This is a genomic window from Photobacterium salinisoli (assembly GCF_003614885.1).
In the GTDB taxonomy this organism is placed as follows: Bacteria; Pseudomonadota; Gammaproteobacteria; order Enterobacterales; family Vibrionaceae; genus Photobacterium; species Photobacterium salinisoli.
Genome location: NZ_QZMS01000007.1, coordinates 1904776 through 1920065, shown reverse-complemented (window position 1 = coordinate 1920065; position 15290 = coordinate 1904776). Strand labels below are relative to the sequence as shown.

Sequence of the window (15290 nt, the reverse complement as noted above, 5' to 3'; positions counted from 1 at the left end):
GATAGTTTTTTTTGCATCATTACCTATGACGTATTTCATATAATCAACAAAAAGCCCTCGATAGGTTTATTTGCATCAAAGGCGATGAAACAACTTTAGCTTGACATTTAACCAGGATCAACAGAATATTTCTGCATCATTGACTATGAACAGGTGAAGGTTTGAAGCTCAAACAGATTGCAACCATCAATGCAGGCTATCCATTTCGGGGCAAAATTCCTGAAGTGCCAGGCTCTGCCGTGGTCGCGGTTCAGATGAAGGATGTCTCGCTAACCGAAGGGATTCGCTGGTCAGACTGTTTGGAAACCACGCTTCCCGGCAAGCGCGAACCCGACTACCTCACTACAGGTGATATTTTAGTGGCCGCACGTGGCAGCCATAACTACGCCGTACAGGTGGATCAGTTATTGGCCACCACAGGTAAACAGGCCGTTGCCGCACCACATTTTTTTGTAATCAGCCTGAAGAAGAAAGAAATCCTGCCTGAATTTATGGTTTGGCTACTGAATCAGGTACCGGCTCAGCGATATTTTGAGCAGAATGCTGAAGGCACCTTAACAAAAAGTATTCGCCGCAGTGTGCTGGAAGATGCCCCAGTAGTTGTTCCGCCACTTGCCAAGCAGCGAGCAATCATTGCGATGGCCAACACGTTGGGTGAAGAGCAAAGGCTGATACAGAAGCTAGTAAACAACGGTGAGCGCATGATGGGCGCAATCGCCAACGACTTGTACCAGACGCATAGCCACTAAACAGCCAGCACAGCAAATTTAAGACTTGAACTGGGCCAGCCACTAATTGGCCCCACTAAAAGGAAACAATGGATGAACGATACAGCCATGAGCCGTAACGATAAAATTAACCAAGACAGCATTAACAAAGCGCTGTGGAATGCCTGTGATACCTTCCGTGGCACCATCAGCGCCGATACCTATAAAGACTTCATCCTGACCATGCTGTTCCTCAAATACATCTCCGATGTATGGCAGGATCACTACGATGGCTACAAGGCCGAGTACGGCGATGAGCCGGAACTCATCGAAGAGATGATGAAAAATGAGCGGTTTGTACTGCCCAAAGCGGCCAGCTTCTACGCCCTGTACGAACGCCGTCATGAACCCGGAAACGGCGAACGCATCGACCAGGCGCTGCATGCCATTGAAGAAGCCAACGGCACCAAGCTGAAAGACGCTGGCAAGAGTGTGTTCCAGGACATCAGCTTTAACACCGACAAACTGGGTGAAGAGAAGCAAAAGAACACCATTCTTCGTCACCTGCTGGAAGACTTTGCCAAACCCGAGCTGAACCTCAAACCCAGCCGTGTTGGAACGTTGGATGTGATCGGTAACGCCTACGAATATTTGATCAAAAACTTCGCCGCCAGTGGTGGCCAGAAAGCCGGTGAGTTTTATACCCCGCCAGAAGTCTCGGATCTCATCGCCGAGTTATTAGACCCGCAACCGGGCGACAGTATCTGTGACCCTGCTTGTGGTTCAGCCTCATTATTAATGAAGTGTGGCAGCAAAGTTCGCAAAAACTACGGCAGTAAAAACTACGCCCTGTACGGACAAGAAGCCATTGGCTCCACCTGGTCGCTGGCCAAAATGAACATGTTCCTGCACGGCGAAGACAACCACAAAATTGAATGGGGCGACACCATCCGCAACCCCAAGTTGCTGGATAAAAATGGCGATCTGATGCTGTTTGACATTGTGACTGCCAACCCCCCCTTCTCTTTGGATAAGTGGGGCCATGACGAAGCTGAACACGACAAGTTCAGCCGCTTTCGCCGTGGCATACCGCCGAAAACCAAGGGTGACTACGCCTTTATCCTACATATGATTGAAACGCTAAAACCTAAGACAGGTCGCATGGGGGTAGTTGTGCCTCATGGAGTACTATTTCGTGGCTCCAGTGAAGGTAAAATTCGCCAAAAACTGATTGATGAAAACCTATTGGATGCCGTGATTGGCCTACCTGAGAAGTTGTTTTATGGTACAGGCATTCCCGCAGCAATTCTGATTTTCAAAAAAGAAAAAGTAGATAACAACGTCCTGTTTATTGATGCATCACGCGAGTTTAAATCTGGTAAAAATCAGAACCAACTCAGTGAGGAGAATATTGCTAAGATCGTCGCTACTTACAAAGCAGGAGAAAACGTCGATAAATACGCTTACCTTGCTAGCCTGAAAGAGATCCAAGAAAACGATTACAACCTAAATATCCCACGCTATGTCGATACCTTTGAAGAAGAGGAAGAAATCGACCTAATGGCGGTGCGTGCTGAACGAGAGCAGTTGAAGGCGCAACTGACCGAGCTGGAAATCGAGATGGCCAAGTATCTGGAGGAGTTGGAATATGCCTTACAGTGATATCGAAGCTAAATCTATTCAAAGTTTGTGCACGATCGTTGATTGCGAACACAAAACTGCTCCATACGTTGATAAGTCTGAATTCCTTGTCGTCAGAACAAGTAATGTAAGAAATGGGCAGCTCATCATGGATGACATGAAGTATACAACTCAGGCGGGCTATGATGAATGGACACAAAGAGCAGTTCCTATTCACGGAGATGTGCTGTTTACACGCGAAGCACCTGCTGGTGAAAGCTGTTTAGTTCCTAGAGAGCTTAAGGTATGCATGGGGCAACGGATGGTGATGCTCCGTCCTAAAACCGAAAAAGTTGACCCTGTTTTTTTATCTCTTGTTCTGGCCACTGAGAAATGCAAGTCTGACATTTCAAGGTTATCAATCGGCTCAACGGTTTCTCGGATTAATATTTCTGATATTAAAAAACTGAGAGTACCTTCGCCCCCACTCCCCGAACAAAAGAAAATCGCCCAAACTCTCTCCACCTGGGATAAGGCCATCACCACGACCGAACAACTGCTGGCCAATAGCCAGCAGCAGAAAAAAGCCCTGATGCAACAACTGCTCACGGGTAAGAAGCGCCTGCTGGATAAGAATGGGGTTAGGTTTAGTGGGGAGTGGAAAATCACCACACTTTCTCAGATGGGGAAAGTTGTATCTGGTGGTACACCTGATACAAACACCAAAGAATATTGGGATGGCGATATTCATTGGTTAACGCCAACAGACGTAACGGCTTTGAAGTCTAGATTCGTCCGCGCAACGACTAGGACCATTAGTGAAGCTGGGGTCCAAAATAGCTCAGCCACGATATTACCCGCTGGTAGTTTGATGGTTTGTACGCGAGCAACCATTGGTGCCTTGTCCATTTCCTCTGGGCCGATATGTACAAACCAAGGGTTTAAAAACATCATTCCGACGAAGGCATTTGATGTTAATTTCATATATTACTTGCTCGCCTATAACTCTATAGCGTTACTTCGAAAAGCGTCTGGTTCCACATTTTTAGAGCTATCCAAAAAGGACTTTGAAAAGATGGAGTTTCCTTGTCCATTACTGGAAGAACAACAAAAAATTGCAGCAGTCCTATCCACCGCCGATGAGGAAATCACCGCTCTGCAACAAAAGCTCGATGCCTTAAAGCAAGAGAAAAAAGCCCTGATGCAGCAGTTGTTGACGGGCAAGCGAAGAGTTTTGGTATAAGGAGAGTCATTTATGGATTTGAATATTGATCATATTAGGAAAGCGTACCTCTTCGTTAAGAGCTACGCATACCATGAGAACCTTAATCTGTTTCTCAAGCAACGTGTGGCAGAGTTCGAGGCCAGCCACACTGAAATGGACGAGGTGTTTGAATCCATACTGGAGGTAGTTGATCAAGAAGGCCCTTGTAACCACAAGTATTTCAAGGATTGGCTGAAAAGTATTAACTACCACTTGCTACCAAAGCTTGTAGAGCGTAACGAAGACAAACCAAGCCAGAATTCAGGTTTATTCATCAGTAATGTCCGTGATTCTGAGCAATATCAAGTTTCAAAAGTTAACTACTTCATCAATGCTCCAGTAGAAATCCATATCATTGAAATGCTGTGGTGTCTATTTGTTGGCCCTGCTCTTGAGAAAGGCATGAGCAAGGACAGCTATGGAAATCGGATGCACTCCTCGGCTCTTAACTTTTCAAAAGATAGTGACCTTTCCGGCCAAGAGGTCTTCAAGCGATATATTGACCAATACAACCAATGGCGCGATCAGGCCTTAGAGGTTGCAACTCAAGTATCTAAGAATGGTGATGATGTTGCACTTTTATCGCTTGATTTGAAGTCTTACTTCTATCATGTGGATTTAGATTTTGAAAACATTGAAGATGAAATTGAAAATCACTATTCAGACAATGCCCAACTCACAGAGTTTGCGTTAAAGCTTAACCTTGTATTGGAAGCAATATACACTCGTTACCAGCAAGTTATCGCACCTAGAATCAAGCAAACTCATATTGAGAGCAAAGATAAAAAGTGTTTGCCTATCGGCATGGCGTCAGCATCCATCATCGCCAACTGGTATCTTTCAGAATTTGATTATTCTATTGGTGATGATGTTAGGCCAGCCTATTATGGCCGCTACGTCGATGACATTATAATGGTCTTCAAACGTCCTAAGTTTGATGTGGAAAACCCAATACCATCATTTGTAAATCATTATTTAAGTTCTGTGCTCACAGCAACCGGCGATAATGCTGAATATGTAATATCAGTTGCTGACAATACGTTGCCAATGCAACAGGATAAGCTCATATTGCAGTTCTTTGATAAGGAGCATAGCCGCGCCGGATTGGAAGTTTTTAAGCAAGAACTTGATGAAAGAAGCAGCGCCTTCAAATTTTTGCCAAGTGATCATATTGACAAAGAACTCGACAGATTTGCATACGATGTACTCTACGATGGGTCTGCCAATAAGTTACGCAGCATTGTTGGACTTGCTGAAAATGAGACAGAACTGGCAAAGTATCTATCCAGTCATATAACGGCTCACCGACTTTGCAAGCTGAACAATAGAGATGTGGTTCTTCCACAACTTAAGCAGTTCTTTAAGGGGCAGAACGCACTTCAATTTTTCCGTTTATGGGAAAAACTGTACCAATACTCTGTAATTACCAAAAATTACGGGTTTGCGTCTTTCTTTTATCAGTATGTGGAAGCCGAAATAAACAAGATTGTTGACCTTGTGCCAAACCCTAGGAAGCATTCCGACCGGTTTACCAAAAAGCTAAACGAAGACCTGAATTTATACAACCAGATTGCGTTGGCAATTACCATCGGGCTTTTGGATATAAAGAACCTTTCTGGTTTCTTCTGGCCATCTATTCCTCATACCAGTGCATTTCATAAGAATAAATCAGAGTTAAATGAATTGATTGCATATGCATCTGATGTGCATAATTTCGCATGGCAGTTAAGATGCTCAAACTTAATTCGCCACCATCTCGTCGCTTGGCCACTGGCTAACTACTCTAGTCAAGAATCTGATCTAACTTTAGAGAATGATTTCACAAGCAATGAGAATCTCTCTTTAGACGAGAACAAACTTACCCATTCACCCCGTTTTATACACTTCGACGAATGGCAGATCTTTCATTTGGGAAAACATCTCGCCACCGAGAATGATTTGAATGGCTGGTTAACAGAAACCATAGATGCCTATGAGAATCGATTCTTTGGGCACGAATTTCCTGTTGATTTTACATCTGAAGATGCAGACACCGCTGGAATTGTTAAATCCAGCCTATCGGTTTCTGACAAGGAGTCTAAAGACCAGATTAACTTGGCAATCGCAAATCTTAGGGTAAATGAAGAGGATATCAGCAGTGCTGTCCGTCGGGATCGACAGCCAAACCTTAGCTTTAGACGTCAGGAGGACCTTTATAGCATCCTAAATTCGGCTCTTTATGAGAAAGCGGATCTATTGGTGATGCCTGAAGTGGCCATACCTGTAAGTTGGCTTCCGTTTATGGTGTCATTTTCGCGTAGACATCAAATTGGTCTTGTTTTCGGACTTGAACACTGGGTATCGAATGACGTCGCATATAATTTGATCATAGAAGCGCTGCCATTTAGAGTTTCTGGCAAGTACAAGTCCTGTGTAATGACAGCTCGCGTAAAAAATCATTATGCTCCTGCCGAACTAGAGCTTTTAGAAACAGTACGGCTTAAGCCTGGCAATCTTGTACTCAAACAAAATGCCTATTACCACAAAGTATCATGGCGTGGTTTGTCATTTGCGACATACAACTGCTTCGAACTATCAGACATCACCCACAGAGTTTTATTCAAATCACAAATAGATCTTCTATTTGCATGCGTTTGGAATAAAGACACAAATTACTATCAACATATTCTGGAGTCCGCTGTCCGGGATCTGCATTGCTACACAGTTCAAGCAAATACCTCGCAATATGGAGGGTCTTGCGTATTGAGACCAACCAAAACCGAGAGTAAAACAATGCTTTATGTCAAAGGTGGTGACAACCCTTGTGTACTGACTACGAAACTCGACATTAGGGGGCTTAGGGATTTTCAATACAAATCAAAGCCAGGCTCAAAAGATTATTTTAAACATCTCCCCCCAGGTTATGACAGCGATTCGGTACTCAGCCGATGAACTTACTGCACCTCGGGTATCAGGGGTTGAAGAGAGATAACAATGACACAATACACACCCAAATTTCAGGAAGAATACAGTGCCAAGTTACCGGCCCTGGCGTTATTGACCAACCTCGGGTGGTCATTCCTCTCTCCTGAACTCGCATTAGCCGCCCGTGGTGGTAAAGCCGATGAAGTGGTTTTACGCCAGGTGCTACGCAGTGAACTCAAGAAGCGCACTTTTACCTTTGCGGGTAAGAGCTACCCGTTATCTGAAAAGGCTATCGACAACTTGATTGCCGAGGTGTGTAGCCCTGCACTAAACGAAGGCCTGTTAACTGCCAATGAGCGCTTGTACAACCACCTGCTGTATGGCATTTCTGTCACTGAGTTTATCGATGGCAAAAAGGCTAGCCCGACCGTTGCGCTGATTGATTGGCAAAATCCAGCCAATAACAGCTTTGTATTCACCGAAGAGTTTACCGTTACCCGCTCGAGCGGCGTGGAAAACCGCAGACCGGATATTGTCTGCTTTGTGAACGGTATTCCTCTGGTTGTAATTGAGGCGAAACGCCCGGATGGCAATGCGAAAAAGGGCCCCACCATTGACGAAGGCATTTCGCAAAGCCTGCGTAACCAGCGCCATGACGAAATCCCGTTACTGTTCGCCTATAGCCAAATGTTGTTATCCATAAACGGCAACGAAGGCCGCTATGGTACCTGTGGCACACCCGCTAAGTTCTGGGCCGCCTGGCGTGAAGAAGACATCTCTGATGCCGAGATGTACGCCATCAAAAACAAAGTGCTCCAAGATGAACAGTTGGCAGGCCTATTCACCCACCGTCCGGCAAAAGACCTGGATTGGTACCAGAGCCTGACCGCTGCGGGGGAGCTTGCTGTGACTGGTCAGGATCAATTACTGATCAGTCTGTTAAGTCCTGCCCGGTTGCTGGAGATGACCCGTTATTTCACCTTGTTCGATAAAAAGGCTGGCAAAATCGTTGCCCGTTATCAGCAGGTATTTGGTATCAAGCGGCTGATTGAACGTATCAATACCCGCAGCGTCACCGGTGGCCGTGAAGGTGGTGTGATCTGGCATACCACAGGATCGGGTAAGTCATTCACTATGGTGTTTTTAAGTAAGGCGCTGATACTACACGAAAGCCTGAAGCAATGCCGTATTGTGGTGGTGACTGACCGGGTAGACCTGGAAACCCAGTTGAGCAAAACTTTTGCCTCGGGCGGTGAATTGGCCGGTAAAAAAGACAAAGAAGCAGCCATGGCAACCTCTGGCAAACGCCTAGCTGAACAGATTGGTAAAGGCACGGAGCGAATTATCTTCTCGCTCATCCAGAAGTTTAATACCGCTACCAAAATGCCAGAGTGTGTAAACAACAGCTCTGACATTATTGTGCTGATTGATGAAGGCCATCGCAGCCAGGGTGGTGAAAACCACATTCGTATGAAGCAGGCGCTGCCTAACGCTGCCTTTGTCGCCTTCACCGGCACACCACTGTTAAAAGACGACAAGACCACCAATAAGTTTGGCCCTATTGTGCATGCTTACACCATGCAGCGTGCTGTGGAAGACCAAACGGTGACGCCGCTGTTGTACGAAGAGCGCATTCCCGACTTGGATATGAATGAACGCGCCATCGACAGTTGGTTTGAGCGTATTACCGAAGGACTTTCAGACGAGCAAAAGGCTGACCTAAAGCGCAAGTTTGCCAAGAAGGGCCAGGTATACGGTGCGGATGACCGCATTCGTTTGATTGCCCTGGATATTGCTAACCATTTCGTAAAGAACATCGACGAAGGTTTGAAAGGCCAATTAGCCTGCGACAGCAAAGCATCTGCCATCAAGTACAAAAAGTATCTCGACGAAGCAGGCTTGTTTGAATCGGCCGTTGTGATGAGCCCACCCGATAGCCGTGAAGGTAACACTGCTGTGGATGAGGCCACCACACCGGAAGTGACCCAGTGGTGGAAAGACAACGTGGGCAGCCAGGATGAACAGGCTTACACCAAACACCTTATCGAGCGCTTCGATAAAGATGATTCACTGAAGATACTCATCGTGGTTGATAAGCTGCTCACCGGCTTTGATGAACCGAAAAACGCTGTTCTGTATATCGACAAACCCCTGAAAGAGCACAACCTGATCCAGGCGATTGCACGGGTAAACCGCCTGCACCCGAAAAAGAAATTTGGTCTGCTCATCGACTATCGCGGCATTCTGGCGGAACTGGATACCACCATCCAAAAATATCAGGATCTGGCCTCCCGCACTCAGGGCGGTTACGACATCAATGATATTGCAGGCCTATACAACCAAATGAGTACAGAGTATAAGCGCCTACCACAGCTCTATAAGCAGCTATGGGCCATATTCGATGGCGTCAAAAACAAGAACGACATTGAACAATTGCGTCAGGTGCTAGTACCAAAGATTGAAGAACGAGATGGAGAGCTGGTTGACGTGCATCTAAAGGTGCGTGAAGACTTCTACGAAGCCCTAACGGCCTTCGCAAGCTGTTTAAAGGTAGCGCTGCAATCAGCCACCTTCTTTGAAGATAAGAGCTTTAGCGACCAGGATCGTCGTCACTACAAAGAAACGGTGAAGCAATTCTCCAGCCTGCGCCAACTTGTGCAGCAAGATGCCGGTGAGAGGATTGACTACGACGAATACGCCGAACAAGTGAAAAAGCTGCTGGATAAGCATGTGGTGGGTATTGAGGTGAAAGAACCCGGTGGCGTGTATGAAGTGGGTAAGATGGGGCAAAAGCAACAGCCGGAAGACTGGAGCGAAGATAAAACCCGCAACGAAACCGACATCATCAAAACCCGTGTGACACGCATGATTGAACAAGAGCTACGGGATGACCCTTATGCTCAGGAAGCATTTTCAAAATTGCTGCGCCAAGCTATTGAGGAAGCTGAAAAACTGTTCGACCACCCATTGAAGCAGTACATGCTGTTCCGTGAATTTGAAGAGCAAGTACAAGACAGACGCTTGAACGACATACCCGATGCGTTTGCCGGTAATCGTCATGCTCAGGCTTACTTTGGTGTGTTCAAGAAAGTGCTGCCTGAAGCCTTAGCTGTGCTCGACAGCCAGGTTCAGGATAAGTGGGTCAAAGTCGCCTTTGAAATTGATCAGGCGGTAGAAACCTCTGTCGCGGAAAACTCCATCAACCCACAGAACATCGAAGCCGATATTCGTAAAAAGCTACTGCCGCGCATGTTCCAGGAATGCAAAGCCATTGGGGGCGGCATGGTTCAGGCCAAGAAGATCGTTGAGATGATTGTTCAGATCACTCGGGTCGGGTTGAACGGTGCTTGAATGGGTATAACCAGATGAATGTGCCGATTAAACCTCAAAGTCAGACCATGAGCTTCCGTTATGGTGACGAGCAGATTATGTTTGAGCGAGTTAAGCGCCTGCAAGCCACAGACAAGGTATTAATCAAGGTTCATCCCGATTGTCGGGTAATTGCATTCGCTCCCGAAGAAGCTGACAGCGAAGCTGTGCTATTGGCTGTTAAAAAGCGCGGACGTTGGATATACGAGCAGCTTAGAGATTTCCGCAAACAGCTTGAATTCACCATCCCTCGGCAGTACATCAGTGGTGAAAGCCATTACTACCTAGGGAAACAGTACCTGCTGAAAGTGATTGAAGCGCCGGAGCAGGCTCAAGGTGTGAAACTACTACGTGGCAAGTTGGAAGTTTCGGTAAGAACAAAATCCGCTGACAAGGTTAAAGAGCTACTAACAGACTGGTACAAAGCGCGGGCTAAGGAAACCTTCGCCAAGCGCCTCGATGCCATGCTGGAGCAAGCCCTTTGGGTAGAAGAACGGCCACCGCTTCGCATATTGACCATGCAAACCCAATGGGGCAGCTGTTCACCTAAAGGGCGAATTACACTGAATCCTCACCTGGTTAAAGCACCTCGTGAGTGTATTGATTATGTGATTCTTCATGAGCTTTGCCACATCGCTGAACATAACCACAGCGAGCGGTTCTACCGGCTAATGGGCCAGGTAATGCCAAATTGGGAAAAGACTAAAGAACGATTGGATGGGATGGTACATCTCATATTCTCTGCGTAAATATTGGAGGGATTAAATGGATTTTAATAATTCGAATGTGATTAGTGGCCAAGCTAGCTTAGCTTTGGAACACATAGAGCGACTAAATATAGAAAAGCCGCTCTTCCTCCAGAAAAATAGGACTCCCATAGGGGTTCTATCCAAATTGGCTATACCAGAAGGTGTGTGGGAGTTTAGAGCTTTCCATATTAAAGGGAGAAAATACCAACTTATCAGTCCTTTTGGGGTTCAATTTATTGCAGATATTGAAGGTAATATCGGGATTTCTGGAAAAGAATTTAAAGTTAAAAGCCCAATATCCCAAATAGTTGGCTCATCAGAGTCATACCTTGAAGATGTAAAGATAACCTCCAGAAATAGCTCAGGTAATGGACTTCGCCCTGCTCAATTGGGTGCAATATACTCGCTGTTATCTCATTGGTCTTTGTCAAATGATGTTGCGACAGTTGTTCTGCCTACAGGGACTGGGAAAACGGAAACAATGCTGTGCTTGACCCTAGCCGATAAAGCAAAAAGGACACTCGTTATTGCTCCCACCATTGATCTTAAATTACAGATATCTGAAAAGTTTCAAACGTGGGGAATACTTAAAACTCTTAATATCATCCCCGAAGACGCACCATATCCTAATGTTTTAGTTTTAAACAAAACAATAAGCAAGCACGAACATATTGATGTAATTCTTGAGTCTGAAGTCGTAATATCCACACCGGCATTCTTTGCTCGTTCTCCAGATGAAATCATTCAAAAATTTTCAGGCCTGTTTTCCCATGTATTTTTTGATGAAGCGCACCATATTGCAGCATCCGAATGGCAGAAATTAAAGTCTGTATTCAATAATTCAAAGATAGTTCAATTCACAGCAACTCCTTACAGAAATGATAGACAACCAATAGAGGGAAAGGTTGTATATAATTATCCACTATCACAGGCACTGAAAGATGAATGCTTTTCAAAAATATCATTAATATCTATTGACGAGCGCCACCCGAGAAAGAAAGATAAAGCAATTGCAAACGCGGCCGTATCGCAGCTAATAAAGGACCGAGAGTCAGGCTTTACTAAACATAAAATAATGGTTCGTGCAGAGAGTAGAACACATGCAGAGATTTTGTACGTAAATTATAAAGAATGGTTTCCAAGTGAAAATGTTGTCTTGGTTCACTCGGGTGTAAAATCAAGAAAATTAATTATTGATGAAATAAAGAAAGACAAGTATGACATTATTGTATGCGTAGATATGCTCAAAGAAGGTTTTGATTATCCAAATTTCAAAATAGCTGCTGTACACGGTGTACATAAGTCTATTTCGGTGCTACTTCAATTTATCGGCAGATTCACTCGAACGCAACACGGCCTTGGTGACGCCACTTTCATCGTAAATTACGCCGAAGAAAAAATGTCAACAGAGTTAGAAAATCTTTTCCAAGAGGGATCTGGCTGGGAAGAGGTTATAAGTGAAGTCGCTGACGCTAAGAAATCCGAAGCTGAGTCTTTACTTACATTCCTTCAAGGGTGCAAGCCAATATCTGGTTTTGACTCACCCGATATTGAACTAAACCCTAAGCTGATCTACCCAGCTCTCAGCTGTATTTGCTTTAAGGCGAAAAAAGTTTCATGGAAATACTTCAAAGATGCCTTTAATACCAATCACTATTCCCTTTCACAGCCATTCTTCAACGAACTGGAGAATGTCTTTTACTTCACTACTCAAAGAAGAGATAAAGTGAAGTGGGCCAGAAGCGATAAAATGCGAGATCAAAAGTGGGATTTGATAGTCATGCATTTTGATCGAGATACGAATATTTTATATATCGGGCATTCGGAAAAGCGACTTGATATTGACTATCTAGTAGAAGCTATTACTCAAGAAAAGCCAATGCCGATCAAAGGTGATTGTGTGTTTAGGTCCTTTAATGCAATCAAGAGACTTAGTATTGTTCATGCGGGTATATTTAAGCCAGCGAATCATCTTCACAGATATTCTAGGCTAAGTGGTGCTGATGTAACTACTGAACTTACGAAATGGAAGGAAGGTAAGCGTTGTCAAAAATCCGATTTTGTTGGTATTGGATTTAGAGACGGTTTCCCCGTCAGTGTTGGTGCCTCAGTTAAAGGTAAAATCTGGAGTCCAGCTCGATTAGCAGATTTAAAAGAATGGAAGTCATGGTGTTTATCTATAGGAAAGATGATTACGGACGAAGCCATAGATTCAAATCAATTGTTGGAAGACTCCGCATCAAAAACCCAGATTGAGTCTTTCCCTGAAAATGTGATTATACTAGCGACGGATTGGTCTGAAGATCTATATTTGAGGATTCACAAAATTACTGTGGAACTGCCGAACTCAAAGTCAGTAATACTGTCAGAATGCAAAATAAGAAATACTTACTGTAATAAAGACAGAGCTGAATTTTCTTTAAATATTTTAGGGGAAACAGTTACATTTGAAATGCAGCTTGGAGGGGAAAAAGGCCAGCGGGTTATTGGACTTGAGGACTCAAAAATAAGAGTTGACGGTATAAAGAACAACTCCATATCCTTGAAGCAGTTTTTTGAAGAAAATCCACCAACTATGTTCCTACTAAATGGAAGTACTATATCAGGTTGCATACATACCGACTACGGCGATCATGTAATTGACCGAATTCCTAATAATCAAATTAATAAACTCGATTGGCAAGATGTCAATTTTACAATTGAATCTATGTACAAGAGTAGTACCAAGAGGAAAAATTCGATACAGGAATACATGATGAGAAAACTTGCCAATGATGGGGCGAAAGTGGTTTTTAATGATGATAATTCTGGAGAAAGCGCAGACATAATCGCGATCTTTATTGATGATGACCACATCCGATTTCAACTAGTCCACTGCAAATATTCCAAAGAAGCTTCAGGGGCAAGGTTGTCGGATTTGTATGAGGTCTGTGGCCAAGCTTTAGTTTCACTAAGGTATAAATGGCGTCCAGAGGAGCTACTCAAACACATGGAGCGCAGAAACAAAAATGGCGTGTTGACTGGATTAAGATTTTATAAGGGAAACTCTTCTGATATTGACGATATTAAGAAAGCATTAAAATACTCCGAAGTTAGCTTTGAATTTTCGGTAGCTCAACCAGGAGTAGATAGCTCTATGCTGACTGAAGAAATGAAAGATTTTCTTGGATCTATTTATTCTACAATAGTCGAAATGACTGAAACCAGACTGAGCTGCTATTTTAGTTAACGTCTTAACGGCGATATTTAATTCTAACGAAGCAGCTCATGTGGATATATATCTAGGGCTTCAGCAATTTGGTAGATTTTTGTGAGTGTAATGTTCTGATCACCACGCTCAATATGCCCCATATAACTTCGGTCGATCCCTGCAAGATCGGCCAAGGCCTCCTGAGACAATCCTTTCTCTTTTCTTAACTGGCGGATTCTTGCCCCAAATGCGACTAAACGTGGATCTTTCATGATTGCTCTGCTCAAAAGACAGAACTATCACCAAATGCAGTTTATATCACCACGGGATATATCGCTCATTTTGCATTAATCTGATATTACTACTTCAACGCACGAGGGTAATAATATGAAGCTAAGCACTTTGATTCACCGGCAAGGTGGCTTTTGCTTTTACTGTAGAAAGCCGCTTCTTGAGTGTGATGCATCTATTGATCACATCATTCCAAGCTCAATGGGAGATTACCAAGGATTCACCAACCAAGTTGCATGCTGCACTCTCATGAATAGCATTCTGCAAGACTTACCACCAAAGCATAAAATAGAACTGCTTTTGAACTGGTGGGGACGGTCACCTTGTCCAAAGGATATGGGACTTGCCCTTCAAGAAATCCAGAAGCAGCGACAGAGCTTACTAAGTTCAAGTTTTAATGAGCCAACCTACGGCTATAAAGATGGTGGCGTATTAACAGCCGATGAGAATGTAATCTTGGAAGTACCGGAGGAACTTGAGGAGTTAAGACCTATGAAAAAGTAACAATTTTTCTAGATTCTTGAAGATGGACTTTGTTAGAACACGGTGAATATGACATTGTAAAGTGCTCACCAGCGGTTTCATTCGAGCTTTCAGCAAAGCGGCGAATCAGCTCCTCAAACACCAAGCCCATATCGTGGTTAGAAATGCTGTTTGGGCTAAGATCGGTGGTGGCAAACTTCTTTACCACTTTGTAAAGCAGGTTGGCATCTTCCAGCAGCCCGACAAACTCGTCGAACTTGAAATGCTCGAAGATTTCACGCGCATCTTTGGAGAATGATTGTACGTACTTCTCAAGGTTCGCCTTGATGTTGCTTTGCCCCATCTTGCCAAGGTTCATTGGCGAGGTGTTGAAGAATGACAAACCATCAGGTTGTGCTGGTGATTGCGTTGCACGAAGCAAGAATTTTTCCTGCGCCTCTTCTGGCAGGTTCATCGCTTTGATGCGTTCATGCTCAGCAACCACAGCATCTTTGCTTGGCTCAAGCACACACTCAAGGCGACGAAGCAGTGTAAACGGCAAGATTACGCGACCATATTGAGATTGTTTGAAGTCACCGCGAAGCAGGTCAGCCACAGACCAGATAAAAGCCGCGGTTTGGGAGAAATTATTGTGGGTCATGAAGTATCTCGGAACTAGCCAAAGTTAAACTGCCGGCGATTATACAGAAGGAATCTGGCGGTGTCTGATAGGG

Annotated in this window: 9 protein-coding genes and 1 pseudogene; 8 read left to right on the top strand and 2 right to left on the bottom strand. The window is 44.4% G+C overall.

Annotation, left to right across the window (positions count from 1 at the left end; genetic code table 11):
* Positions 1 to 161: 161 nt before the first annotated feature.
* The 7 genes from D6M16_RS09360 to D6M16_RS09330 all read left to right on the top strand — a co-directional run bounded on the left by D6M16_RS09360 (position 162) and on the right by D6M16_RS09330 (position 13842).
* Entirely contained in the window at positions 162 to 749 is a 588-nt protein-coding gene (locus tag D6M16_RS09360) for a restriction endonuclease subunit S (RefSeq protein WP_120511548.1), read from the top strand.
* Positions 750 to 821: 72 nt separating this feature from the next.
* Positions 822 to 2369 carry a type I restriction-modification system subunit M gene (locus D6M16_RS09355; RefSeq protein WP_120511547.1) on the top strand — a complete coding sequence of 516 codons (1548 nt, stop codon included), beginning with the start codon at positions 822 to 824 and terminating at the stop codon, positions 2367 to 2369.
* The gene (locus D6M16_RS09350; RefSeq protein ID WP_120511546.1) at positions 2356 to 3570 is read left to right on the top strand and encodes a restriction endonuclease subunit S; all 1215 of its coding nucleotides are present in this window, start codon (positions 2356 to 2358) and stop codon (positions 3568 to 3570) included. Before D6M16_RS09355 ends, D6M16_RS09350 begins: the two co-directional genes overlap by 14 nt.
* A 12-nt stretch (positions 3571 to 3582) precedes the next feature.
* On the top strand, positions 3583 to 6522 hold the full coding sequence (locus tag D6M16_RS09345; RefSeq protein WP_120511545.1) for a hypothetical protein: 2940 nt from the start codon (positions 3583 to 3585) through the stop codon (positions 6520 to 6522).
* 42 nt (positions 6523 to 6564) lie between these two features.
* The gene (locus D6M16_RS09340) at positions 6565 to 9846 is read left to right on the top strand and encodes a type I restriction endonuclease subunit R (protein ID WP_120511544.1); all 3282 of its coding nucleotides are present in this window, start codon (positions 6565 to 6567) and stop codon (positions 9844 to 9846) included.
* Positions 9847 to 9860: 14 nt separating this feature from the next.
* On the top strand, positions 9861 to 10613 hold the full coding sequence (locus D6M16_RS09335; RefSeq protein WP_120511942.1) for a M48 family metallopeptidase: 753 nt from the start codon (positions 9861 to 9863) through the stop codon (positions 10611 to 10613).
* 16 nt (positions 10614 to 10629) lie between these two features.
* On the top strand, positions 10630 to 13842 hold the full coding sequence (locus tag D6M16_RS09330; protein ID WP_120511543.1) for a DEAD/DEAH box helicase: 3213 nt from the start codon (positions 10630 to 10632) through the stop codon (positions 13840 to 13842).
* A gap of 23 nt (positions 13843 to 13865) precedes the next feature.
* Here D6M16_RS09330 and D6M16_RS09325 read toward each other — a convergent pair whose 3' ends face one another.
* Positions 13866 to 14075, bottom strand: coding sequence for a helix-turn-helix domain-containing protein (locus D6M16_RS09325; RefSeq protein ID WP_120511542.1), 210 nt, complete (start codon positions 14073 to 14075; stop codon positions 13866 to 13868).
* Positions 14076 to 14190: 115 nt separating this feature from the next.
* Here D6M16_RS09325 and D6M16_RS09320 point away from each other — a divergent pair, with 115 nt between their 5' ends.
* Complete coding sequence (locus D6M16_RS09320; RefSeq protein WP_120511541.1) at positions 14191 to 14598, top strand: HNH endonuclease; 408 nt, start codon at positions 14191 to 14193, stop codon at positions 14596 to 14598.
* A 55-nt stretch (positions 14599 to 14653) separates the two neighbouring features.
* On the opposite strand, the pseudogene D6M16_RS09315 reads toward D6M16_RS09320, so the two are convergent.
* Positions 14654 to 15217: pseudogene (locus tag D6M16_RS09315) on the bottom strand (type I restriction-modification system subunit M N-terminal domain-containing protein); the annotation flags it as partial.
* Positions 15218 to 15290: the final 73 nt, after the last annotated feature.